This window comes from Streptomyces sp. NBC_00038, from assembly GCF_026343635.1.
GTDB lineage: Bacteria > Actinomycetota > Actinomycetes > Streptomycetales > Streptomycetaceae > Streptomyces.
Genome location: NZ_JAPELQ010000001.1, coordinates 2,910,090 through 2,931,708, shown reverse-complemented (window position 1 = coordinate 2,931,708; position 21,619 = coordinate 2,910,090). Strand labels below are relative to the sequence as shown.

General features: G+C 70.3%; 22 protein-coding genes and 1 riboswitch. Of the genes, 13 read left to right on the top strand and 9 right to left on the bottom strand.

What is annotated here, in order from left to right:
* Window positions 1-6: 6 nt before the first annotated feature.
* The 4 genes from OG219_RS13465 (at window position 7) to OG219_RS13450 (ending at window position 4,228) form a co-directional block, all read left to right on the top strand.
* On the top strand, window positions 7-1,278 hold the full coding sequence (locus tag OG219_RS13465; RefSeq protein WP_266826215.1) for a MacS family sensor histidine kinase: 1,272 nt from the start codon (window positions 7-9) through the stop codon (window positions 1,276-1,278).
* A complete protein-coding gene (locus tag OG219_RS13460) occupies window positions 1,275-1,955 on the top strand; it encodes a response regulator transcription factor (protein WP_266826213.1) in 681 nt (226 codons plus the stop codon). Before OG219_RS13465 ends, OG219_RS13460 begins: the two co-directional genes overlap by 4 nt.
* A 143-nt stretch (window positions 1,956-2,098) precedes the next feature.
* Complete coding sequence (locus OG219_RS13455) at window positions 2,099-3,127, top strand: 6-phosphofructokinase (protein ID WP_266826211.1); 1,029 nt, start codon at window positions 2,099-2,101, stop codon at window positions 3,125-3,127.
* Between the two features lie 105 nt (window positions 3,128-3,232).
* Entirely contained in the window at window positions 3,233-4,228 is a 996-nt protein-coding gene (locus tag OG219_RS13450; protein ID WP_266826209.1) for a 2-hydroxyacid dehydrogenase, read from the top strand.
* Here OG219_RS13450 and OG219_RS13445 read toward each other — a convergent pair.
* Both OG219_RS13445 and OG219_RS48250 read right to left on the bottom strand, forming a co-directional pair.
* On the bottom strand, window positions 4,180-6,060 hold the full coding sequence (locus OG219_RS13445) for an anthranilate synthase family protein (protein ID WP_266826207.1): 1,881 nt from the start codon (window positions 6,058-6,060) through the stop codon (window positions 4,180-4,182). The genes OG219_RS13450 and OG219_RS13445 overlap by 49 nt on opposite strands.
* A 117-nt stretch (window positions 6,061-6,177) precedes the next feature.
* Window positions 6,178-6,234, bottom strand: a complete 57-nt coding sequence (locus tag OG219_RS48250) for a trp operon leader peptide (protein ID WP_078625594.1) — start codon at window positions 6,232-6,234, stop codon at window positions 6,178-6,180.
* A gap of 323 nt (window positions 6,235-6,557) precedes the next feature.
* Between OG219_RS48250 and OG219_RS13440 the strand changes: the two genes are divergently transcribed.
* The 3 genes from OG219_RS13440 (at window position 6,558) to OG219_RS13430 (ending at window position 9,476) form a co-directional block, all read left to right on the top strand.
* A complete protein-coding gene (locus OG219_RS13440) occupies window positions 6,558-7,571 on the top strand; it encodes a glycoside hydrolase domain-containing protein (RefSeq protein WP_266826205.1) in 1,014 nt (337 codons plus the stop codon).
* Between the two features lie 135 nt (window positions 7,572-7,706).
* Complete coding sequence (locus OG219_RS13435; RefSeq protein WP_266465179.1) at window positions 7,707-9,062, top strand: class II 3-deoxy-7-phosphoheptulonate synthase; 1,356 nt, start codon at window positions 7,707-7,709, stop codon at window positions 9,060-9,062.
* 171 nt (window positions 9,063-9,233) lie between these two features.
* Window positions 9,234-9,476: a bacterioferritin-associated ferredoxin gene (locus OG219_RS13430; RefSeq protein ID WP_266826203.1), complete on the top strand. Its 243-nt coding sequence runs from the start codon at window positions 9,234-9,236 to the stop codon at window positions 9,474-9,476.
* A gap of 7 nt (window positions 9,477-9,483) precedes the next feature.
* Here the strand turns inward: OG219_RS13430 and bfr are convergent, their stop codons facing one another.
* On the bottom strand, window positions 9,484-9,963 hold the full coding sequence (bfr, locus tag OG219_RS13425; RefSeq protein ID WP_266826201.1) for a bacterioferritin: 480 nt from the start codon (window positions 9,961-9,963) through the stop codon (window positions 9,484-9,486).
* A 156-nt stretch (window positions 9,964-10,119) separates the two neighbouring features.
* On the opposite strand from bfr, the gene OG219_RS13420 reads away from it, so the two are divergent.
* A complete protein-coding gene (locus tag OG219_RS13420; protein ID WP_266465188.1) occupies window positions 10,120-10,752 on the top strand; it encodes a sulfite oxidase-like oxidoreductase in 633 nt (210 codons plus the stop codon).
* A 29-nt stretch (window positions 10,753-10,781) separates the two neighbouring features.
* On the opposite strand, the gene OG219_RS13415 is transcribed toward OG219_RS13420, so the two are convergent.
* The 6 genes from OG219_RS13415 to thiO all read right to left on the bottom strand — a co-directional run bounded on the left by OG219_RS13415 (window position 10,782) and on the right by thiO (window position 16,730).
* Window positions 10,782-11,273, bottom strand: coding sequence for a DUF4396 domain-containing protein (locus OG219_RS13415; RefSeq protein WP_266826198.1), 492 nt, complete (start codon window positions 11,271-11,273; stop codon window positions 10,782-10,784).
* Window positions 11,274-11,342: 69 nt separating this feature from the next.
* Entirely contained in the window at window positions 11,343-12,218 is an 876-nt protein-coding gene (locus OG219_RS13410; protein WP_266826196.1) for a deoxyribonuclease IV, read from the bottom strand.
* 85 nt (window positions 12,219-12,303) lie between these two features.
* Window positions 12,304-14,259 (bottom strand): Stk1 family PASTA domain-containing Ser/Thr kinase, encoded by a 1,956-nt coding sequence (gene pknB, locus OG219_RS13405; RefSeq protein ID WP_266826195.1) that lies wholly within the window; start codon window positions 14,257-14,259, stop codon window positions 12,304-12,306.
* Between the two features lie 249 nt (window positions 14,260-14,508).
* The gene (locus tag OG219_RS13400) at window positions 14,509-15,303 is read right to left on the bottom strand and encodes a thiazole synthase (protein WP_266826193.1); all 795 of its coding nucleotides are present in this window, start codon (window positions 15,301-15,303) and stop codon (window positions 14,509-14,511) included.
* 3 nt (window positions 15,304-15,306) lie between these two features.
* Complete coding sequence (thiS, locus tag OG219_RS13395; protein ID WP_266826191.1) at window positions 15,307-15,519, bottom strand: sulfur carrier protein ThiS; 213 nt, start codon at window positions 15,517-15,519, stop codon at window positions 15,307-15,309.
* A complete protein-coding gene (thiO, locus tag OG219_RS13390) occupies window positions 15,516-16,730 on the bottom strand; it encodes a glycine oxidase ThiO (RefSeq protein WP_266826189.1) in 1,215 nt (404 codons plus the stop codon). Before thiO ends, thiS begins: the two co-directional genes overlap by 4 nt.
* Window positions 16,728-16,841: riboswitch (TPP riboswitch) on the bottom strand. It overlaps the preceding gene by 3 nt.
* 183 nt (window positions 16,842-17,024) lie before the next feature.
* On the opposite strand from thiO, the gene OG219_RS13385 reads away from it, so the two are divergent.
* The 5 genes from OG219_RS13385 (at window position 17,025) to OG219_RS13365 (ending at window position 21,587) form a co-directional block, all read left to right on the top strand.
* On the top strand, window positions 17,025-18,251 hold the full coding sequence (locus tag OG219_RS13385) for an NAD(P)/FAD-dependent oxidoreductase (RefSeq protein WP_266826187.1): 1,227 nt from the start codon (window positions 17,025-17,027) through the stop codon (window positions 18,249-18,251).
* 111 nt (window positions 18,252-18,362) lie between these two features.
* Window positions 18,363-18,728, top strand: coding sequence for an Rv2175c family DNA-binding protein (locus OG219_RS13380; protein ID WP_266465206.1), 366 nt, complete (start codon window positions 18,363-18,365; stop codon window positions 18,726-18,728).
* Window positions 18,729-18,819: 91 nt separating this feature from the next.
* Window positions 18,820-19,482 (top strand): thiamine phosphate synthase, encoded by a 663-nt coding sequence (gene thiE, locus OG219_RS13375; protein ID WP_266826185.1) that lies wholly within the window; start codon window positions 18,820-18,822, stop codon window positions 19,480-19,482.
* Between the two features lie 156 nt (window positions 19,483-19,638).
* Window positions 19,639-20,562, top strand: coding sequence for a methylenetetrahydrofolate reductase [NAD(P)H] (metF, locus tag OG219_RS13370; RefSeq protein ID WP_266826183.1), 924 nt, complete (start codon window positions 19,639-19,641; stop codon window positions 20,560-20,562).
* A gap of 56 nt (window positions 20,563-20,618) precedes the next feature.
* The gene (locus OG219_RS13365; RefSeq protein ID WP_266826181.1) at window positions 20,619-21,587 is read left to right on the top strand and encodes a hypothetical protein; all 969 of its coding nucleotides are present in this window, start codon (window positions 20,619-20,621) and stop codon (window positions 21,585-21,587) included.
* The last annotated feature ends 32 nt before the right edge of the window (window positions 21,588-21,619 follow it).

The following is a 21,619-nucleotide window of genomic DNA, read 5'->3' as shown; positions in this document are numbered from 1 at the left end:
GGGGACATGGCCAAGCGCGAGCGAGTCATGAGGATGTCGGTCGAGCAGCCGCTGTGGCGTGCGCTCAGCGGCTACCGCGTGCTGACGATGCTGTACGCGACCGGGCTCTTCGCCACCGCGTACGACGAGTTCGACCGGCCCTGGGTGGCCATCGCCTACTACGTCGTCCTGTTCGTGTGGACCATCGCGACCCTTCCCCGGGTCGCCAACGCGGCCAGCTGTACCAAGCGGTTCCTCGCCGCCGACCTGACCATCGCGCTCACCGGCATCCTGCTCACCCGGGTCGCCGACAGCGCGGCCCGGATAGACGCAGGCGGCCCGACCCTGCCGTCGATATGGACCGCGGGATCCGTCCTGGCGTTCGCGATCAAGGGCGGTTGGCGCTGGGCGGCCTTCGCCTCCACGCTCGTCGCGGCCGCCAACCTCGTCCACCGCGGCGCTCCGACCCGCGACACCATCCACAACGTGCTCCTCGTCTGGGTCGCCTCCATCGCCATCGGATACGTCGTCGAGGTCGCCCGCGCCTCCGAGGCCACCCTCGCCCGCGCCCTGGAGATCGAGGCCGCGACCCGCGAACGGGAACGCCTGGCCCGCGACATCCACGACGGCGTGCTCCAGGTCCTCGCCATGGTGCAGCGGCGCGCGTCCGCCCTCGGCGGCGAGACCGCCGAGCTGGGCCGGATGGCCGGTGAGCAGGAGGTGGCGCTGCGCACGCTGGTCTCGGGCGGCCTGGTGCCCGTCTCCCGGGTGTCCGAGGACGCCGCGCTCGGTGCCGTCGTACGAGCCGTCGACGAACCGGGCGACGACGAGGATCCCGCGGGCCCCGTCGACCTGCGCGGGCTCCTCGCCCCCTACGCCGCCGCGCGCGTGACGCTCTCCGAGCCTGGCGCGCCCGTGCCGCTCGCCCCCGCCGCCGCCAAGGAGCTGGCCGCGGCTGTCGGTGCCGCCCTGGACAATGTCCGCAAGCACGCGGGTGCGGACGCCAGGGCCTGGATCCTGGTCGAGGACGAGCCGGACGCGGTGATCGTGACCGTGCGCGACGACGGCCCCGGCATCCCGGAGGGGCGGCTCGCCCAGGCCGAGGGGGAGGGGCGGCTCGGCGTCGCCCTGTCGATCCGCGGCCGGCTGCGCGAGATCGGCGGCGCGGCCGAGCTGATCTCGGTCCCGGGGCAGGGCACGGAGGTCGAGCTGAAAGTGCCGAAGGCGCCGACGGATTCGAAGGCGCCCAAGGGTTCGAAGGGTTCGAAGGTTTCGCGGGGGAAGGTGGAGCGGGCATGAGTGAGCAGCGCAAGGATCCGATCAGGGTCATGGTGGTGGACGATCACCCCATGTGGCGCGACGCCGTCGCCCGCGACCTCGCCGAGGCCGGGTTCGACGTCGTCGCCACCGCGGGCGACGGCGAACAGGCCGTGCGCCGCGCCCAGGCAGCCGCGCCCGACGTCCTCGTCCTCGACCTGAACCTGCCCGCCAAGCCCGGCGTCCAGGTCTGCAAGGAACTGGTCGGCGCCAACCCGGCGCTGCGCGTCCTCGTCCTGTCGGCCAGCGGTGAGCACGCCGACGTCCTGGAGGCGGTCAAGTCCGGCGCGACGGGCTATCTGCTCAAGTCGGCGTCCACGGAGGAGCTCACCGACGCTGTGCGCCGCACGGCCGTCGGCGATCCGGTGTTCACGCCGGGCCTCGCCGGACTGGTCCTCGGCGAGTACCGCCGGCTCGCCTCCGACCCCGGGCCCGCCACGGGCGGCGACCAGCCCAGGGCCCCGCAGCTCACCGACCGCGAGACCGAGGTGCTCCGCCTGGTCGCCAAGGGCCTCAGCTACAAGCAGATCGCCGAGCGCCTGGTCATCTCCCACCGCACGGTCCAGAACCACGTGCAGAACACCCTGGGCAAACTGCAACTCCACAACCGTGTCGAACTCGTTCGCTATGCCATAGAGCGCGGCCTGGACGACGCGTAAACCACGGGTTACCCACCTTCGAGTGAAGGTCAGTGATCAACTCCCGCACAATTCACCGGAATTGACCTTCCGCACCATACTGAAGTGACCTGGATCACTATTAGCGTGAGTCCCGTCAGCCAACCGTGGCGAAGGGACTTTCCATGCGGGTCGGAGTACTGACCGGAGGCGGCGACTGCCCCGGGCTCAACGCCGTCATCCGAGGCATCGTCCGTAAGGGCGTGCAGGAGTACGGCTATGACTTCGTCGGCTTCCGGGACGGCTGGCGGGGTCCGCTCGAAGGGGACACCGTCCAGCTGGACATCCCGGCCGTGCGCGGCATCCTGCCCCGCGGCGGCACCATCCTCGGCTCCTCGCGCACCAACCCGCTCAAGGTCGAGAACGGCATCCGCCGGATCAAGGAGACCCTCGCCAAGCAGGATGTCGAGGCGCTCATCGCGATCGGCGGCGAGGACACGCTCGGCGTGGCCGCGCGCCTCACCGACGAGTACGGCGTCCCCGTCGTCGGCGTACCGAAGACCATCGACAACGACCTGTCCGCCACCGACTACACCTTCGGCTTCGACACCGCCGTCAACATCGCCACCGAGGCGATCGACCGGCTGCACACCACCGCCGAGTCGCACATGCGCGTGCTCGTCTGCGAGGTGATGGGGAGGCACGCGGGCTGGATCGCCCTCCACTCGGGCCTCGCTGGCGGCGCCAACGTCATCCTCATCCCCGAGCAGCGCTTCGACGTGGAACAGGTCTGCTCCTGGGTGACCTCCCGCTTCAAGGCCTCGTACGCCCCGATCGTGGTCGTCGCAGAGGGTGCCATGCCCAAGGACGGCGACGTGGTCCTCAAGGACGGCTCGCTCGACTCCTTCGGGCACGTCCGGCTCTCCGGTGTCGGCGAATGGCTGGCCAAGGAGATCGAGAGGCGCACCGGCAAGGAGGCCAGGACCACGGTCCTCGGGCACGTCCAGCGCGGGGGCACCCCCAGTGCCTTCGACCGCTGGCTCGCCACTCGCTTCGGCCTGCACGCCATCGAGGCCGTCCGGGACGGCGACTTCGGCAAGATGGTCGCCCTGCGCGGCACGGACATCGTCCGCGTCCCGATCGCGGAGGCCACGGCCAAGCTGAAGACGGTGGACCCGAAGCTGTACGAGGAGGTCGGGGTCTTCTTCGGCTGAGGCGGCCGAGGCCGCGGGTCCTGCCGCTCCGGCGACCCGGCGACCTGGGGTTATGGGCCGTATATTCGATATTCGGCCCATAACCCTCCAGGACGGGAGAAGCCGGTGGAGATTCTGGCGTTCGGTGTGCAGTCCGACGAGAGGCCCCTGATCCAGAAGGCCTTCGCGGGACACCACGACGTCCGCTGCCTCGACGTCTTCCTGACCGAGGACACCGCTCCCATCGCGGCCGGCCACGAGATCATCTCCACCAGCGTCAACTGCGGCCTGGGCAACCACGTCCTGCAGACCCTCGCGGCCGGCGGCACGCAGATGATCGCCCAGCGCTCCACCGGCTTCAACAACATCGACCTCGACGTCGCCGAGCGCCTCGGCATGACCGCCGCACGGGTCTCGTACTACTCGCCGTACTCGGTCGCCGAGTTCGCCTGGACCCTCGGCATGGCCGTCAACCGCCGTATCGTCCGCGCCGCCACCCGCACCCGCGACTTCGACTTCCGTCTCGACGGACTGATGGGCCGCGACATGCACGGCCGCACCGCGGGCGTCCTCGGCACCGGCAAGATCGGCGAGGCGTTCACCCGGATCGCCCACGGCTTCGGCATGAACCTGCTCGGCTGGGACGTCGCCGAGAACCCGGCCTGCCTGGACCTCGGCATGAAGTACGTCCCCAAGGAACAGCTCTTCGCCGAGTCCGACCTGATCACCCTGCACGTCCCGCTCATGCCCGAGACGCAGCGCCTCATCGACGCCGCCGCCCTGCGCACGATGAAGGACGACGCGATCCTCGTGAACTCCAGCCGCGGTGGTCTGATCGACACCGCGGCCCTCGTCGACCAACTGCGCGAGGGCCGCTTCACCGGCGTCGGCCTCGACGTGTACGAGGCGGAAGCCGGGCTCTTCTTCCTCGACAAGTCCCTGGAGGCCGTCGAGGACGACACCCTGGCCCGCCTCGTCACCTTCCCGAACGTCCTGGTCACCTCCCACCAGGCGTACTACACGGTGGACGCCGTCGGCCAGATCATCGACACCACCCTGGGCAACGTCCTCGACTACACCGCGGGCCGCCGCTCGGAGAACGTGCTGGTCCCGCGCAGCTGACCCAGCAACTCACCCACGATCCCGGTGCCGCGCAGCGACAGCACCGACTCCGGGTGGAACTGCACGCCGGCGAACCCTGGCCCACGCAGCGCGTGCACCTCTCCCGCCTCACTGCGGCTGACCTCGATGCCATGGGCGGCCAACTCCCTCGCGGCCTCCTCGTCGCACCGCGCCACGAAGCTGTTGTAGAAGCCGACGGTCTCCGTCCGCCCGAAGAGGTCGATCCCGGTCTGCGCGCCCTGGTAGGGCACTTCCTTGCGGACGATCTCCAGCCCCAGTTCGGCCGCGATCAGCTCATGACCCAGACAGACGCCGAGCACGCCGTGACGGTGGGTGCGCAGCACCTCGGCGGTCAGCCCGCGCAGGAAACGCATCTTGGGGTCGTCGGCGTCGCCCGGATCACCGGGCCCCGGACCCAGGATCAGCGGCCCCTCGTGGGCGAGCGCGACCTCCCGCAGCCCCGGCTCGTCGTAGCGCCGCACCGTCACGTCGAGCCCCGACGACCGCAGCACATGCGCGAGCATCGCCGTGAACGTGTCCTCGCCGTCCACGACGAGCGCGTGCCCCTCCAGCGCGTCGGTCCGCTCCTGCATCCGCAGCCAGAACGGCGCCAGCGAGCCCCGTCGCCCGTCGAGCGCCGCCTGCACCCGCGGATCGTCGGCCAGCTTCGGCCGTACGCCCTCCTCGCGCGGCCTGCCCTCCCGCACCCCCAGAGCCGCCAGCACCCCCGCCGCCTTCGCATGCGTCTCGGCGACCTCGCTCGCGGGATCCGAACCCCGTACGAGGGTGGCGCCGACCGGCACCCGCAGCCGCCCGTCCGCGTCGATGTCGGCGGTCCGGATCAGGATGGGGGAGTCGAGGGTCTGGGCCCCGCCCGCGTCCCGTCCGACGAGGGCCAGCGCGCCCGCGTAATAGCCCCGCCCGCCGACCTCGTGGCGCTCGATGACCCGGCACGCGTTCTGCACCGGCGACCCGGTCACGGTGGCGGCGAACATGGTCTCGCGCAGGACCTCCCGTACGTCCAGCGACGACCGGCCCCGCAACTCGTACTCCGTGTGCGCGAGATGGGCCATCTCCTTGAGCCGCGGTCCGATCACCACCCCGCCCATGTCACCGACCGTGCACATCATCTTGAGCTCCTCGTCGACGACCATCGAGAGCTCTTCGATCTCCTTGCCGTCGGCGAGGAAGGCGAGCAGATCCTCGGGCGTGGGGCCCCCGGCCGGGTAGCGGTACGTCCCGCTGATCGGGTTCATGACGACCGTGCCGCCCGACATCCGCACGTGCACCTCGGGGCTCGCCCCGATCAGCGTCCGTTCCCCGGTGTGCACGACGTACGTCCAGTACGCGCCCCGCTCGCCGACGAGCAGCCGTCGGAAGAGGGCCAGCGCGTCGGCCTTCCCGAACCCCGGGATCTCACCCTCGTACGTACGCCGGATGACGAAGTTCGCGCCCTCGCCGCTACCGATCTCCTCGTGGAGCACGCGCCCGACGATCCCCGCGTACTCCTCGTCGGCGACGTCGAAGCCGCCGCCCTCGACCCGCACGTCGTGCGACGGCAGCTCCGCCAGGGCTCGGTCCAGCGGCAGTTCGTACGTCTCCTCCGGGGTCAGCACCGCGAGCGGTGTGCCGTCGTCGCGGACGTCGAAGCCGCGTTCCCTGATCTGGCGGTAGGGGATCAGCGCGAGGCCCTCGTCGGGGAGGTCGGCGAGGCGTTCGCAGGTGCTGACAGGGCCGAGCAGGACCTCGACCGTGTCGTGGTCATGGCCAGAGGTACGGCGGCGCAGCAGGGCGAACGGGCGGGGATCGTCCAGCAGGTCGAGCAGGTTCATCGGTCCTGTTCCTTCTCACTCGGAGATCGGAGAGATCGGAGAGGCAGGAGGAACGGGCTCCGGAAACGCCGAAGGCCGCCCCTCGGGCGGCCTTCGCGAAGTTTTGAGTACGCGCAGTCAGCGGGCCGCCGGATGAGCGGTCCACCACCAGGTCTGGGTCGAATGCGCGAACATGCGCCGCACCCTACCCGACGCCGGGGGCCGGGCAACAGCGTGAACCGCGCGGGCACGGGGTTCGGACTGCACGGTCGGCGGCCATTGATGGGTTCACAGCCCGACCGAGGAGCCCGACCGAGGAGAGAGTCATTCACGCAGCTCGTTCACCCCTGTCCCGCCGGAGCGGCGCACGCGCGCTCACGGCCCTCGCCGCAGCCGCGGTCCTCGCCGCCGGCTGGCCCGGCGCCGCCCAGTCGGCCCCGCGCCCCGCCGAATCCGACGACACCAGCCAGGTCGGCTACCGGGGCCACGAGTTCACCGTCCCCGCCTCCTGGCAGGTCGTGGACCTGGCGGAGAACCCGGAAGCCTGTGTCCGCTTCGACCGGCACGCCGTGTACCTCGGCACGCCCGGCGGCCGGCAGGACTGCCCGGCGCGTCTGCGGGGACGTACCGAAGCACTCCTGATCCAGCCCGCCACCGCCGCCGGAAGCGCCGTCACCGAGAACCGCACGGCCCACACCTACCGGGCCGATGCGGACCGCATCACCGTGACCGCCGCGTACGGAGACGACCGGGGGAGCATCCAGCGGATCCTGCGCAGCGCCGGTCTGCCCGTCTCCGCCGCGCAGGCCGAGCAGACGGCCGTGGCGCCCGTCCCCTCGGACGCCACCTCGTTCCGGGGCGAGGGCTTCGACGCCTGCACCGCGCCGAGCCAGTCGGCGATGAACGCCTGGCGGGACGCGTCCGAATACGGCGCCGTCGGCATCTACATCGGCGGCCTCAACCGCGCCTGCGCCCAGCCGAACCTCACCGCCGGGTGGGTGCGGACGCAGTACGCCAACGGCTGGCGGTTCTTCCCGCTGTACGTCGGCCGGCAGCCGTCCTCCGACGGCGGCAGCTGCGGCGGTGGCTGTGCGTCGATCACCGACCCGGTGCCGCAGGGCACCGCGGCCGCCGACGACGCGGCCAAACAGGCCGCGGCGCTGGGCCTCGGCAAGGGGTCGGTGATCTACAACGACCTGGAGCACTACACCCGCGGCTCCACCGTGACCGCCCGGGTGCTCGCCTACATCGGGGCCTACACCGAGCGCCTGCACCAGCTGGGCTACCGCTCGGGCGCGTACGGCAGCGTCTCGTCCCTGATCACCGACCTGGTGGCCAATGTGAAGACGATCACCCCGCCGGACGTGATCCACTTCGCCCGCTGGAACGGTGAGTCGACGACCACGGACCCGTCGATCCCCGCGAAACTCTGGCCCGACCACCAGCGCATCCACCAGTACGTGGGCGACACGACCGAGACCCACGGCGGTGTGAAGATCAGCATCGACCGCAACCGGCTCGACGTGGACTAGCCGCCTCTCGCCTGTTCCGGGCGGCCGTACGCACCCGTCGTACGGCCGCCCGGAGCGCGCCCCGATCGAGCGCGCCCCGTCTCAATTGATGAGCAGGTGAATGGACGCCCGACACGACCCCGTAATGTTTACGGGGTGACCGTGAACGCTGATTCCCAAGCCATCGCCGCCAAGGCGACCTGGCGAGACCTGCCCGCGGCGCAGCAGCCCGAGTACCCCGATGCCGAGGCTCTGCGCGATGTGATCGCGGACCTCGAGTCGTATCCGCCGCTCGTCTTCGCGGGCGAGTGCGACCAGCTGCGCGCCCGTCTGGCGGCCGTCGCGAAGGGCGACGCGTTCCTGCTGCAGGGCGGCGACTGCGCCGAGTCGTTCGACGCCGTGAGCGCCGAGCACATCCGCGCCAAGCTCAAGACCCTGCTCCAGATGGGCGCTGTCCTCACCTACGCCGCCTCCGTGCCGGTCGTGAAGGTCGGCCGTATCGCGGGCCAGTACTCCAAGCCGCGCTCCAAGGGCACCGAGACCCGCGACGGCGTGACCCTGCCGACCTACCGCGGCGACTCGGTCAACGGCTTCGACTTCGACGAGAAGTCCCGCATCCCGGACCCCGAGCGCCTGAAGCGGATGTACAACGCCTCCGCCTCCACGCTCAACCTGGTGCGCGCCTTCACCACCGGCGGCTACGCCGACCTGCGCCAGGTGCACGCCTGGAACCAGGACTTCGTGAAGTCGTCCCCGTCCGGGCAGCGCTACGAGCAGCTGGCGCGCGAGATCGACAACGCGCTGAACTTCATGCGGGCCTGCGGCACCGACCCGGAGGAGTTCAAGACCGTCGAGTTCTACGCCTCCCACGAGGCGCTGCTCCTCGACTACGAGTCGGCGCTGACCAGGGTCGACTCGCGTACGGGCCACCTGTACGACGTCTCGGGCCACATGGTGTGGATCGGTGAGCGCACCCGTCAGCTGGACGGCGCGCACATCGAGTTCGCCTCGAAGATCCGCAACCCGATCGGCATCAAGCTGGGCCCGACGACGACGGCCGAGGACGCGCTGCAGTACATCGAGCGCCTCGACCCGGACCGCGAGCCGGGCCGTCTCACCTTCATCGTGCGGATGGGCGCGGACAAGGTCCGCGACAAGCTGCCCGAGCTGGTCGAGAAGGTCACCGCCTCCGGCGCGACCGTGGCCTGGATCACCGACCCGATGCACGGCAACACCTACGAGGCGGCTTCCGGCCACAAGACCCGCCGCTTCGACGACGTGCTGGACGAGGTCAAGGGCTTCTTCGAGGTCCACAAGGGTCTGGGCACCCACCCGGGCGGCATCCATGTCGAGCTCACCGGTGACGACGTCACCGAGTGCGTGGGCGGCGGCGACGAGATCTTCGTCGACGATCTGCACCAGCGCTACGAGACGGCCTGCGACCCCCGTCTGAACCGGAGCCAGTCGCTTGACCTGGCCTTCCTCGTCGCGGAGATGTACCGCGACCAGTAGCGGGCGGACAGCTGTTTCGGCTGTTACAGGAGCGTGAAGTGGGGCGCGGATCACATACGATCCGCGCCCCACGGCACTTTTACGGTTCCTGACAGGCGGGTAAGGTTAGGTTAGCCTCACCGATCATCGGGATGGCACGACCTACGAAATCCCCGTCGGGAGGTGGACCGCGTGTACGTCTGCAACTGCTTCGGTGTCACCGAGGCGCAGGTGAAGAAGCACGCGGAGGGCGGTGCCTGCACCCCCCGCCAGATAGCGTCGGAGTGCAAGGCGGGCACGGACTGTGGTTCGTGCGTCCGCCGAATTCAGGCCCTGCTGGGCCGGGGCGCGTGCCCGCGCCGCGAGCTGGTGGACGAGGGCCGGCCGGTCCTCTCCGAGCTCCCGGTGTCCGCGTCGCTGGACGAGGCCGCCTAGCGGGCCGTCAGCTGTCCGGCTGCTCGATCTGCTGCGCGATGTAGAGCGCCTCGCCGAGCTGCTCGACCAGCTCGAGCTGCGTGTCCAGATAGTCGATGTGGTGCTCCTCGTCCTCGAGGATGTCCTCGAAGATGTTCGCCGACGTGATGTCGCCCTTCGCGCGCATCACCTCGATTCCCCGCTTGAGGCGGTCGATCGCCTCGACCTCCACCTGCCGGTCGGCCTGGAACATCTCGGTGAGGGTCTGCCCCACTCGCACATGGAACAGCCGCTGGTAGTTCGGCAGGCCGTCCAGCATGAGGATGCGCTCGGTGATCTTGTCCGCGTGCTTCATCTCATCGATGGACTCAGAACGCGTGTACTTGGCGAGCTTGGTCCAGCCTTTGTTGTCCTGGATGCGGTAGTGCAGCCAGTACTGGTTGATCGCCGTCAGCTCACCGGTGAGCTGTTCGTTCAGGAACTCGAGGACCTCGGGGTCGCCCTGCATCGCAGAGGCTCCTTCCAGGAAGGGAAGTTGGCAGGTTGCGCCGCATCCTTGCACCGGCTTCCGGAGGGCGTCCAGTAAGTGCATGCTTAGTAGGAGTTGCCCGAATCCGACTTTGGCTGGTCATGTGCACTGCCCCAGGTCTGTCAGGATGGAGTCATGGGTCAGCCGGTGGAGCGTGAATCTGGAGAAGCGGCACAGTCGGAGCTTCCACCGGGGCAGCGACTGCAGCGCGGCTGGCCGGTCACGCACTACGGGCCCGTACCCAAGTTCCGCCCCGAACGCTGGGAGTTCAGGGTCTTCGGCGCCACCGCCGACGGTGAGAAGCACTGCTGGACCCACGAGGAGTTCACGGCCCTGCCGTACGCCTCGGTCGTGGCCGATCTGCACTGCGTCACGAAGTTCAGCATGATCGGGGCCGAATGGGGCGGCATTCCGGCCCGTACGATCCTGGAGATCGCCCCGCCGGCGCCCACCGTCACTCATGTCATGGTCTGGGCCGAGTACGGGTTCAGCTCCAACCTCCGCCTCGACGACTTCGCCTCCGACCGCACGATCTTCGCCACCCACAAGGACGGCGAACTGCTGACGGCGGAACACGGCTTCCCGCTCCGCCTCGTGGTGCCGCAGCTCTATGCCTGGAAGGGCCCCAAGTGGGTCCGCGGCGTCGAGTACATGACGGCGGACCGCCGCGGCTTCTGGGAGGAGCGCGGCTACCACAACGTCGGCGACCCGTGGCGCGAGCAGCGCTACTCGTACCAGGAGGAGCCCGGGGACGGCCCCGAGCTCTGAGTCCCGGCTGATTCCCGCTCCTGCGCCGGTCAGTGGTACTGGTGCACCACCGCATGGCCCTTGCCGCGGCCGATCATCCACTTGTTGACCGGGGTGGTGATCACGAACGCGGCGGCGAGTGCGATGGCCAGAACCCACCAGAACGCCGCGTCCGCGAGCTCCGCGTCCATCGCGCCCGGCCACAGGACGACCACGCCGTTGTCGATCAGCTCCATCACGGCGATGGAGAGGGTGTCGGCGGCGAGGGCGACCCGGATCGCGGCTTTCAGGCCGATGCCCGCCTTCAGTACGCCTTGCAGCGTGAGCAGGTAGCCGAAGAAGAAGGCGAGAGTAATCGCCAGGACGAGCGTCGGCACGTTGCCCCAGCCGAACGCCGTTCCGATCACCATGCCGAGTACCTCACCGATGGCGCAGCCGGTGAGGCAGTGCAGGGTCGCCTGGGCGGCCGTGGACCAGGTGACCTTGCCGATGCCGTGAGCATGGCCTTCGTGCGTGTGCCCGGTGTGCGCGTCGTGCTGCATGAGAAGCCCCCGGAGTCAGGTAGCGGTTCCTGTCGCGAGCAACAACTACATACCCCCTAGGGGTATTCCTCACTCCCGGAGTTTCTTCAGGCGCTCGATGTCCCCGGCGTGCCCCTCCTTGCCGCCGGGCGTCTCGATGATCAGGGGTACGCCCTCGGTGGCCGGGTGGGTCATCAGGGCGCGGAACGGGTCCTCGCCGATATGGCCGGAGCCAATGTTCTCGTGGCGGTCCTTGTGGGCGCCGACCACATCCTTGGAGTCGTTGGCGTGGATCAGCTTGAGCCGGCCCTCGCCGACCGTGTCCACCAGCAGGTCCAGGGTCTGATGCATCCCGCTCGGACCGGTCAGATCGTGGCCCGCCGCGTAGATGTGGCAGGTGTCGAGGCAGACACCCAGCTTCGGATGGGCGTCCAGCGCCTCGAAGTACGGTCCGAAGTCCCAGGTGCGGGAACAGAGCGAAGCGCCCTGACCTGCGGTCGACTCCAGGAGGAGGAACGGGTCGTCGTCGTGGGTCAGCTCGTCGAGCAGCGGCAGCAGGTGTTCGCGCACCTGTGCGAGGGCCACGGAACGCTCCCTGCCCCCGGTGGCGCTCCCCGTGTGCACGACCACGCCCAGCGCGCCGATCTCCCGGCCCCTGCGCAGCGAGTGCCGCAGCGACTCCACGGACTTTTCTACCGTCGCCTCGGTGTGCGAGCCGAAGTTGATCAGATACGGGGCATGGACGTACGCGGGGATCGAACCGGCGGCGCAGGCCGCGCGGAACGCTGCGTCCTCTTCGGCCCGCCGGGGGTTCCCGGCGGGAGTCGCCCAGCCGCGCGGGTTGGCGACGAAGACCTGGACGGTCTCGGCCTTGAGCTCGCGGGCGTAGCTCAGGCCGACGGAGTTGAGGCCGCCGGCCACAGGGACATGGCCGCCGACGGGGTTGCGGAGCTGCTTGCTGGTCACACTTGTCAGGGTGTCACGCGCGCCCGCCCGCCCCGTCGGCGGACCTCGTGGTCATCGGTCGGCTCACTGGTCGGCGTGGTGCGGCTCAGTCGATCTCGATGGTGATCGTCGAGCCCTTGGGCGCTGTGTCTCCGCCGTCCACCGACTGGCTCTTGACGGTGTTCCCGAAGAGGTTGAGCAGTCCGCGGTCCTCGTCGACCTGGAACCCGGCGTCCTCCAGGGTCTGCTTCGCGTCGTCGACGCTGTCGCCCACGACGTCCGGGACCTCGATCATCTCGGGACCCTTGGAGATCGTCAGCGTCACCGTGTCGCCCTCGGCGGCCTCATTGCCCCCGCCGGGGGACTGCTCGGCGACCAGACCCTTGTCGAACTCCGAATTGACCTGTGCGGAGGCGATCTTCACCTTCAGACCCGCCTCCTCCAGCTCCGCGGTGGCGTCTTCGACCGACGCTCCCGTGACGTCGGCCACCTCCACCGGGCTGCCCTTGCTGACGGTGATCGCGATGGCCGAGCCCGCGTGGCGCTCGGTGCCCGCCTCCGGGTCCGTGCTGATCACCGAGCCGTTGGGAACGTCGTCGCTGAACTCCCGGGTGACCAGGCCCGCCGCCAGGCCGCCGTCCTCCAGCGCCGCCTTCGCCTTGGCCAGTGTGGAGCCCTGGAGGTCGGGCACCTTCACCGTCTCCGGGCCGTCGGAGATGGTCAGGTTCACGGAGTCGTTGTCACGGATCTTGGCGCCGACGTCCGGGTCGCTGCTGATGACGGTGCCGCGCTCCACGGTGTCGCTGTACGCGTGCTCGACCTCCCCGAGGTCCAGCCCGGCCGCCTCCAGCCGGTCCTTGGCCGTCGTCTCGGACACCGCCAGGACGGCCGGGACCTTGGTGAACTGGCCGGAGTTGATGTACCAGACGCCCGCGCCGACGCCCAGCACCAGCAGGAGCGCCGTGACGATCGCGAGCACCCCGCGTCGGGAGTTGCCCGGGGCGCGCCGCGAGGGCGGGCCCGGCTCGGACGCGAACTGGCTGGTCCGCTCGAACCGGCTGGTCGCGTTGAGCACGGCGGCATCGGCGTACTCGGCGGGCTCGTTCACCGGCAGCGGGCGCGGCACGGACAGCGAGCGCGGGATCACACTCGTACGGTCCTCGGCGTTGTGGTGACCCGTGGCGAGGGCCTGCGGCGGTACGGCGTCGAGCTGCTCGGCGCTGAGCCCTGCCCGCGCCTCAAGCACCTGTCCCAGCAGCGCCACCGCGTCGTGCGGGCGCACCGCGGGGTTGCGCGCGGTCGCGGAGGTGACCAGCTCGTCGAGCTGGTACGCCAGCCCCGGCACGGCGGCCGACGGCGGCGGTACGTCCGCGTGGAGGTGCTGGTAGAACACCTGGGCGGGGGAGTCCCCGGAGTGCGGCTTGTCGCCGGTGAGCATCTCGTAGAGGACGATTCCGCAGGCGTAGACGTCGACGCGGGCGTCGGCGGTGCCGTGCTCGATCTGCTCGGGGGCGAGATACGAAACGGTGCCGAGGACGGCGCCCGTCGTGTTCGTCACGGTGTCCACGGCCCGTACGAGCCCGAAGTCCGCGACCTTGACCCGGCCGTCGTCCCCTATGAGGACGTTCTCCGGCTTCATGTCGCGGTGCACGAACCCGGCGCGGTGCGCGGCGCCGAGCGCGGCGAGCACCGGCTCCAGGATGTCGAGCGCGGCCCTCGGCTGCAGGGCTCCGCGCTCGCGCAGCACGTCACGCAGGGTGCACCCGGCGACGTACTCCATGGCCAGATAGACGTACGACCCGTCCGTCCCCTGGTCGAAGACCTGCACCACATTGGGGTGCGCGAGCCGGGCCACCGACTTGGCCTCGCGGATGAACCGTTCCACGAACGAGCCGTCGGCGGCCAGGGCCGGGTGCATCACCTTGAGGGCGAGCACGCGGTCGAGGCGGGTGTCCAGGGCCCGGTAGACCGTGGCCATCCCGCCGACCGCGATGCGCGCGTCCACGCGATAGCGGCCGTCGAGCAGCTGCCCGACAAGCGGGTCCTGAAGGGTCGTATCCACGCAGGTGAGTGTACGAGCCGCCACTGTCACCCCCCACCCGTTCAGCCGATACCGGAGCTGTACTGCAGCCGAGCTGTGACGCACGCCGCACGAGCTGGGCGGCATGCGTCAGCCGCCCGTGGCGGGGGACCCCCACGGGAGTCAGCCGCCGACGGCGGGGACCCCCACGGGAGACCCGCACCTTTCAACGGGGTGGAAACGGGCGGTGCGCGGGCGGGGAAGTCCTGAGGCAGCAACCACGGACGGCAGTCAGAAGGCAGGCCGCTCAGGATCCAGCCGGGCCAGCCCCTCCGCAGGAGACGACGCCTCGGCGAAGTGCCGCCGAGGAATCCGCCCCGCCCGGTAGGCGAGCCGCCCCGCCTCCACCGCGTGCCGCATGCCCTCGGCCATGAGCACGGGCTCCTGCGCCCGGGTCACCGCCGAGGCGAGCATCACACCCGCACACCCCAGCTCCATCGCGAGCGCGGCATCGGACGCCGTACCGGCCCCCGCGTCCAGAATGACCGGCACGCGCGCGTGCTCCACGATCAGCTGGAAGTTGTGCGGATTGCGGATCCCGAGCCCGGACCCGATGGGCGAACCCAACGGCATGATCGCGGCGCAGCCGACGTCCTCCAGCTTCCGCGCGAGGACGGGGTCGTCGTTCGTGTAGGGCAGCACGGTGAACCCGTCGTCCACCAGCGTCTCCGCCGCGTCGAGCAGTTCGATCGGATCGGGCAGCAGCGTGCGCTCGTCGGCGATCACCTCCAGCTTGATCACGTCGGTGCCGAGAGCCTCACGCGCGAGCCGGGCGGTCAGCACGGCCTCCCCTGCGGTGAAGCACCCCGCCGTGTTCGGCAGCACGCGGATGCCAAGCCGGTCGAGCACGGACAGCACCGAACCGTGCACGGAAGCGTTCACGCGCCGCATCGCGACCGTCGTCAGCTCCGTGCCGGAGGCGACGAGCGAGCGCTCCAGGACGTCGAGGCTGGGCGCACCCCCCGTACCCATGATCAGTCGGGACGAGAAGGACGTACCACCGAGGACAAAGGGATCGTCGGCCATGGGTCAGCCTCCTTGGACGGCGGTGAGGACTTCGACGCGGTCTCCCTCGGAGAGGGAGGTGGACGACCACTGCCCGCGCGGGACGACGGTTTCGTTGAGCGCGGCGGCGACACCGGACGGGGCCGGGGTGAGCGCCGCGACGAGCGTGTCGAGAGCGGTGCCCGCGGCGATCCGCCGCCGCTCTCCGTTGACGAAGACGCTGACGAGGATGTTCATGCGGGCTGCTCCGTGAGGGCCGGGCTGAAGCGCTTGGGGGTGAAGGGGCGTGCCACTTCCGGGAGTTCACCGGTGGTCAGGGCATGCGCCATCGCGTCACCGGTGACGGGGGTCAGCAGGACGCCGTTGCGGTAGTGCCCGGTCGCCAGCAGGAGCCCGTCGAGCTCGGTGGGGCCGAGCAGCGGCGCGTTGTCGGGCGACGCGGGGCGCAGTCCGGCGCGCGTCTCGGTGAGCGGCAGTTCGGTGATCCCGGGAACCAGCTCATGGGCGTCGCGCAGCAGCTCGTAGACGCCGCCCGCGGTCACCGTCGTGTCCCAGCCCAGCTCCTCGCTGGTCGCGCCCACGACGAGCTCGCCGTTCTCGCGCGGCACCAGGTAGACATGGCTGCCGCGGACGACGGCACGCACGGTCCGGCTCAGGAAGGGCGCGTACGGCTTCGGCACGGTCAGCCGCAGCACCTGGCCCTTCACGGGGCGCACGGGTGGCAGTACGGCGTCGGGAACGCCCGCGAGGCGCCCGCTGAGACTCCCCGCGGCGAGGACCACCTGCCCCGCCGCCAGCTCCGTACCGTCCGCGGTGACGACTCCGGCCGCCCGGTCCCGTACGACGGTCAGGCGCTCGGCCCACGTCCGGCGGAACACCACTCCGGCCCGCTCGCACGCCGTGACCAGGGCCTTGGCGAGCCGGCGCGGATCGACCTGGTGGTCGCCGTCGACCCGCAGCCCGCCGCGTACGCCGGGCGCGAGCATCGGTTCGAGGCGGCGGCACTCACGCCCGCTGAGCCACTCCGAGTCGAGCCCCGACCGACGTTGCAGGGCGTGCAGTTCGCGCAGGTGGGCGCGGTCGTCGGCGTCGAGCGCGACGGCCAGGGTGCCGCACCGGCGGTAGCCGAGGTCCTGGCCCGTCGCCTCGGTGAGTTCGGCGGCGAAGTCCGGGTAGCGGTGTGCGGAGGCGAGGTTGAGGCCCAGCAGGGTCTGCTCGCCGTAGTGCAGTTCCGTGACGGCGGCGAGCATTCCGGCCGCGACCTGCGCGGCACCACCGCCGGGCTCGGGGTCCACGAGCGCGGTCGTGAACCCGCGCTGCGCGGCCCGCCAAGCCGTCACAAGACCGATGATTCCGCCCCCGATGACAAGGACGTCTGAAGTGCTTGATGTCTGCGATGCGAGACGTGCGTCTGATGTCTGGGATGTGTCTGACGGTGTACGCGACATGGGCGTCCAGCCCCTCCCTTCGCCGGCATGACCCGGATCAGGTTCGTACGGTCGGAGGCCGTCCCAGCCTCCCTCTCAGCCCGGTGCGTCCGGACTCCCGCGAGTGCTTTACGTCGGCCAGCCTAGCCCGCTGCCGTATGTCTCAGTAAGGGAGCCCGCGTCCATGGCCCGTTCGCTCGACGGCCTCGTCCTGTCCCCGGTCGCCGACCAGGCACAGGTCAGGATGGGCGATGTGGAACAGGTCACCGAGCACGCCCACTGACTGACAAATTGTCAGCTGTCTATGGTGATCAGGTGACCGAGAAGACGCGGGTTCAGGAGCGGACGGTACGGCAGGTCGTCGTCGTGGGCGCGGGCATGGCGGGCGTGCAGACCGCGGTCGCCCTGCGAGAACAGGGCTTCGACGGCGGCGTGACGCTGATCGGGGCGGAACCGCACCAGCCGTACGACCGGCCGCCGCTCTCCAAGGCCGTGCTGCTCGGCAAGGCCGAGGGCTCCGCCTTCGACATCGACTTCGAGGCGCTGGGCATCGAACTGCAGCTCGGACGCGAAGCGCTCGGCGTACGCCCTCAGGACCATGAGCTGGACACCGCCACGGGCCCGGTGCCGTACGACGTCCTGGTCCTCGCGACCGGCGCGGAACCGATCCGGCTGCCGGGCGCGGAGGGCGTCCCCGGGGTCCATCTGCTGCGCACCCTGGACGACGCCGAGCGGCTGCGTCCCGTTCTCGCCCAGCAGCACGACATCGTGGTGGTCGGGGCGGGCTGGATCGGTGCCGAGTTCGCCACGGCGGCGCGTGACGCGGGGTGCGTGGTGACCGTCGTCGAGGCCGCCGACCGGCCGCTCGCCGGGGCGCTGCCCGCCGAGGTGGCCGCGCCGATGGCCGCCTGGTACGCGGACAGCGGGGCCTCATTGCGTACCCACGCGCGCGTGGAGCGCGTCGAGCCCGGCGCGGTGGTCCTGGACGACGGCTCCCGGGTGCCCGCGGATGCCGTGGTCGTCGGCATCGGCGCGCGCCCCGCCACCGCCTGGCTCAGCGGCTCGGGCATCGAGCTCGGCGCCCACCGCGAGGTCGTGGCCGACGACCATCTGCGCACCTCCGCCCCGGACGTCTACGCGGTCGGCGACTGCGCCTCCTTCCCTTCGGGCAGGTACGAGGACCGCCTTCTGGTCCACCACTGGGACAACGCCCTCCAGGGCCCGCGCACGGTGGCGGCGAACATCATCGGCGAGTCCCCCGTCGCGTACGACCCCGTCCCGTACTTCTGGTCCGAGCAGTTCGGCCGCTTCGTCCAGTACGTCGGTCACCACGCGCCCGCCGACACCACCGTCTGGCGCGGCGACCCGTCCGGCGCCGCCTGGACGGTCTGCTGGCTCCACGACGGCCGCCTGGTCGCCCTCCTGGCGATCGGCCGCCCCAGGGACCTGGCCCAGGGCCGCAAACTCATCGAGGCGGGCGCCCTTATGGACCCGGAGCTGCTGTCGGACCCGGCGCGCCCGCTGAAGACGGCGACGGCGTAGGCGGAACGGGTCCACCGTCGGGGAGCCGTCTTCGCAGGTTTTGGGCGCTTTGCGCCCGGTCGGGCCGGGACTCGGGTACCGAGTGTCAGTCCGGGATGGCAGGCTTGTCCCGTGACCGAGATTGACGCAAAGATCGATGCTCTCGTCCCCGCCTGGCTCACCCTCCCCGACATCGCCGAGCAGTTCGGTGTCGAGGTGACCCGAGTCCGGCAGCTGGTCAAGGAGGGCCAGGTGATCGCCGTACGCCGTGGTGAGAACCGCGCGCTGCACGTCCCCGCCGCCTTCATCGACGGGGACAAGGTGGTCAAGGGCCTGACAGGCACCCTGACGCTCCTGCGGGACGACGGTTTCTCCGACGAAGAGATGCTCGAGTGGCTCTTCACCCCCGACCCGAGCCTGCCCGGTACCCCCGCGCAGGCTCTCAGCGAGAATCGCGGCACGGAGGTGAAGCGTCGCGCCCAGGCGCTCGCCGTCTGACCTGAACCAACCGTCCGACGTTCGGACCACGGCGGCCACGGACCACCCCGGCCGCCGTGGTCCCCACGCACCGACAACGGGGGATGCACCCATGCCCGACAATGCCGCCGCAGCCGCACGAGCCCAGCTCGCCGACGCCCGCGTGTACCTGTGCACGGACGCCCGCAAGCGCCAGGGCGACCTCGCCGATTTCCTGGACGTGGTGCTGGAGGGCGGTGTCGACATCGTGCAGCTGCGCGACAAGGGCATGGAGGCGGCCGAGGAGCTGGAGCACCTCCAGGTCTTCGCGGACGCCTGCGCACGTCACGGCAAGCTCCTCGCGGTCAACGACCGGGCGGACGTCGCCCACGCGGTCGGTGCCGACGTGCTCCATCTGGGCCAGGGCGACCTCCCGGTTCCCGCGGCCCGCGCCATCCTCGGCGACGAGGTCCTCCTGGGCCGCTCCACGCACGCCGAGTCCGAGGCCGCGGCAGCCGCCGTCCAGGAGGGCGTGGACTACTTCTGCACCGGCCCCTGCTGGCCGACCCCCACCAAGCCCGGCCGCCACGCACCCGGCCTCGACCTGGTCCGGTACACGGCCTCGCTGGGCACCGACCGCCCCTGGTTCGCCATCGGCGGCATCGACCTCGGCAACCTCGACGAGGTGCTGGAGGCGGGCGCCCGCCGCGTCGTCGTCGTACGGGCGATCACTGAGGCGGACGACCCGGGAGCGGCGGCGGGAGAGTTCGCGAAGCGGCTGCGCGGTGCGGTGTGAAGCTGTCCGAGTAGCGGCGCGAAGCCGTCCGACTAGCGGTCCGATGGCCTGAAAAGCTGTCCAGAAACTGTCCGAGGGGTGGACAAGAAGTCGACAAATCGGACAATTCTCGGTTGTTCGGTTGGGGGACCCGATCCCCCTGGCTAACCTGCGGGTATGGCCCTCGGATCTGCTTCCACCAGGACTGACCGCGCACGAACCGTGCGCGACATGCTCGCGACCGGCAACAAGACGTACTCGTTCGAGTTCTCCGCGCCGAAGACCCCCAAGGGCGAGCGGAACCTGTGGAACGCGTTGCGCCGGGTCGAGGCGGTCGCACCCGACTTCGTCTCCGTGACCTACGGAGCCGGCGGATCCACGCGTGCGGGCACGGTCAAGGAGACCCAGCAGATCGTCGTCGACACGACGCTCACCCCGGTCGCCCACCTCACCGCGGTCAATCACTCCATCGCGGAACTGCGCAACATCATCGGCCAGTACGCGGACGCCGGGATCCGCAACATCCTCGCCGTCCGCGGCGACCCGCCCGGCGACCCCATGGGCGACTGGGTGCCGCACCCCAAGGGCCTGACCTACGCGGCCGAACTCGTCCGTCTCATCAAGGAGTCCGGCGACTTCTGCGTCGGCGTCGCGGCCTTCCCGGAGATGCACCCGCGCTCCGAGACCTGGGACATCGACGTCGAGCACTTCGTCGACAAGTGCCGCGCCGGCGCCGACTACGCGATCACGCAGATGTTCTTCCACCCCGAGTCGTATCTCCGCCTGCGCGACCGCGTCGCCGCGGCCGGCTGTGAGACCCCGGTGATTCCAGAGGTCATGCCGGTCACGAGTGTGAAGATGCTGGAGAGGCTCCCGCAGCTCAGCAACGCCTCGATTCCGGACGTCCTGAAAGAGCGAATCCTCACAGCCAAAGCCGATGCAGCGGCTGTACGCTCCATTGGCATCGAGTTCGCGACGGAGTTCTGCGCGAGGCTGCTGGCCGAGGGAGTCCCCGGACTGCACTTCATTACGCTCAACAACTCCACGGCGACGCTGGAAATTTACGACAATCTGGGTCTGCACCACCCGCAGCAGGCCTAGACCGGTCGCACCCACGTACGACACACTGCGTAGCGGCCACTGGGAGAGGGGCGTACATGGGCTGGACGGTCCTCTATATCGCGTTCGGCATCGTCGCACTGTGGCTGCTGGGCGAGGTCCTGCTGCAGTACAAGGCGCGGTTGCGCTACCGGCTGCTCGCCTTCGCCGGCTTCCTCGGCGTGGTCCTCGGCGTGCTGATTCCCTCCGTGATTGTCATCGGTCTGGGCGCGGCTGCCTTCGCGGTCGGCCAGACGTACGTCACGCTGTCGTTCCGCCGCGGGTTCGCGGCCGGCTGGGCCGTCGGCAACCGCCAGGGCGCCGACAAGATCAAGAGCAAGCGCCGCCGCGGCGAGCCGGAACACCAGGATCCGTCGCTGGAGGTCTCCGGCCTCGAAGCGACCGACGGCATGGTGAATCCCCAGGACGACGAGTACGCCGGCGAGGACAACGTCTTCTCGCCCGCACAGTCCGACCGCTTCATGCCGCCCGGCTCAGGCAGGCCCAACGCCGCCGAGACCACCGCCGTCTACGAACCGCAGCCCCTGCCCGACGACACCGGCTCGTACGGCATCTACGACGCCAACGCGTACGCGGCAGCGGCCGACCAGTCCTACGAGGCCACCAGCGACCAGTCCTACGCGGCCGCCGCCCAGGCCCAGGACCAGCAGGCCTACGCGTACGACGGCTACTCCGGCTACGACCAGCAGCAGTACGGCTACGACAACGGCCAGCAGCAGTACGCCGCCTACTCCGACCCGTACATCGGCACGCAGACGTACAGCGGTGCCTCGTACGACAACACCACCTACGGCGGCGGCGAGCAGCAGCAGTACACGCAGCAGGGCTACGGACAGGACCAGTACGCCACCGGCACCTACGGCGCCGAGACCACCCCGCCCGGCGGCGTCTGGGTGCCGCAGCAGCGCACCGACGAGTACGGCGGCGAACTACCGCCGGAGCAGCCGTACCCGTACCAGGAGAACGGCAACGGCACCGGGTACGACGAGCAGCAGTACCGGTACTGAGTGGCGGCCCGCACCTGACCTTGCGCGGGCCT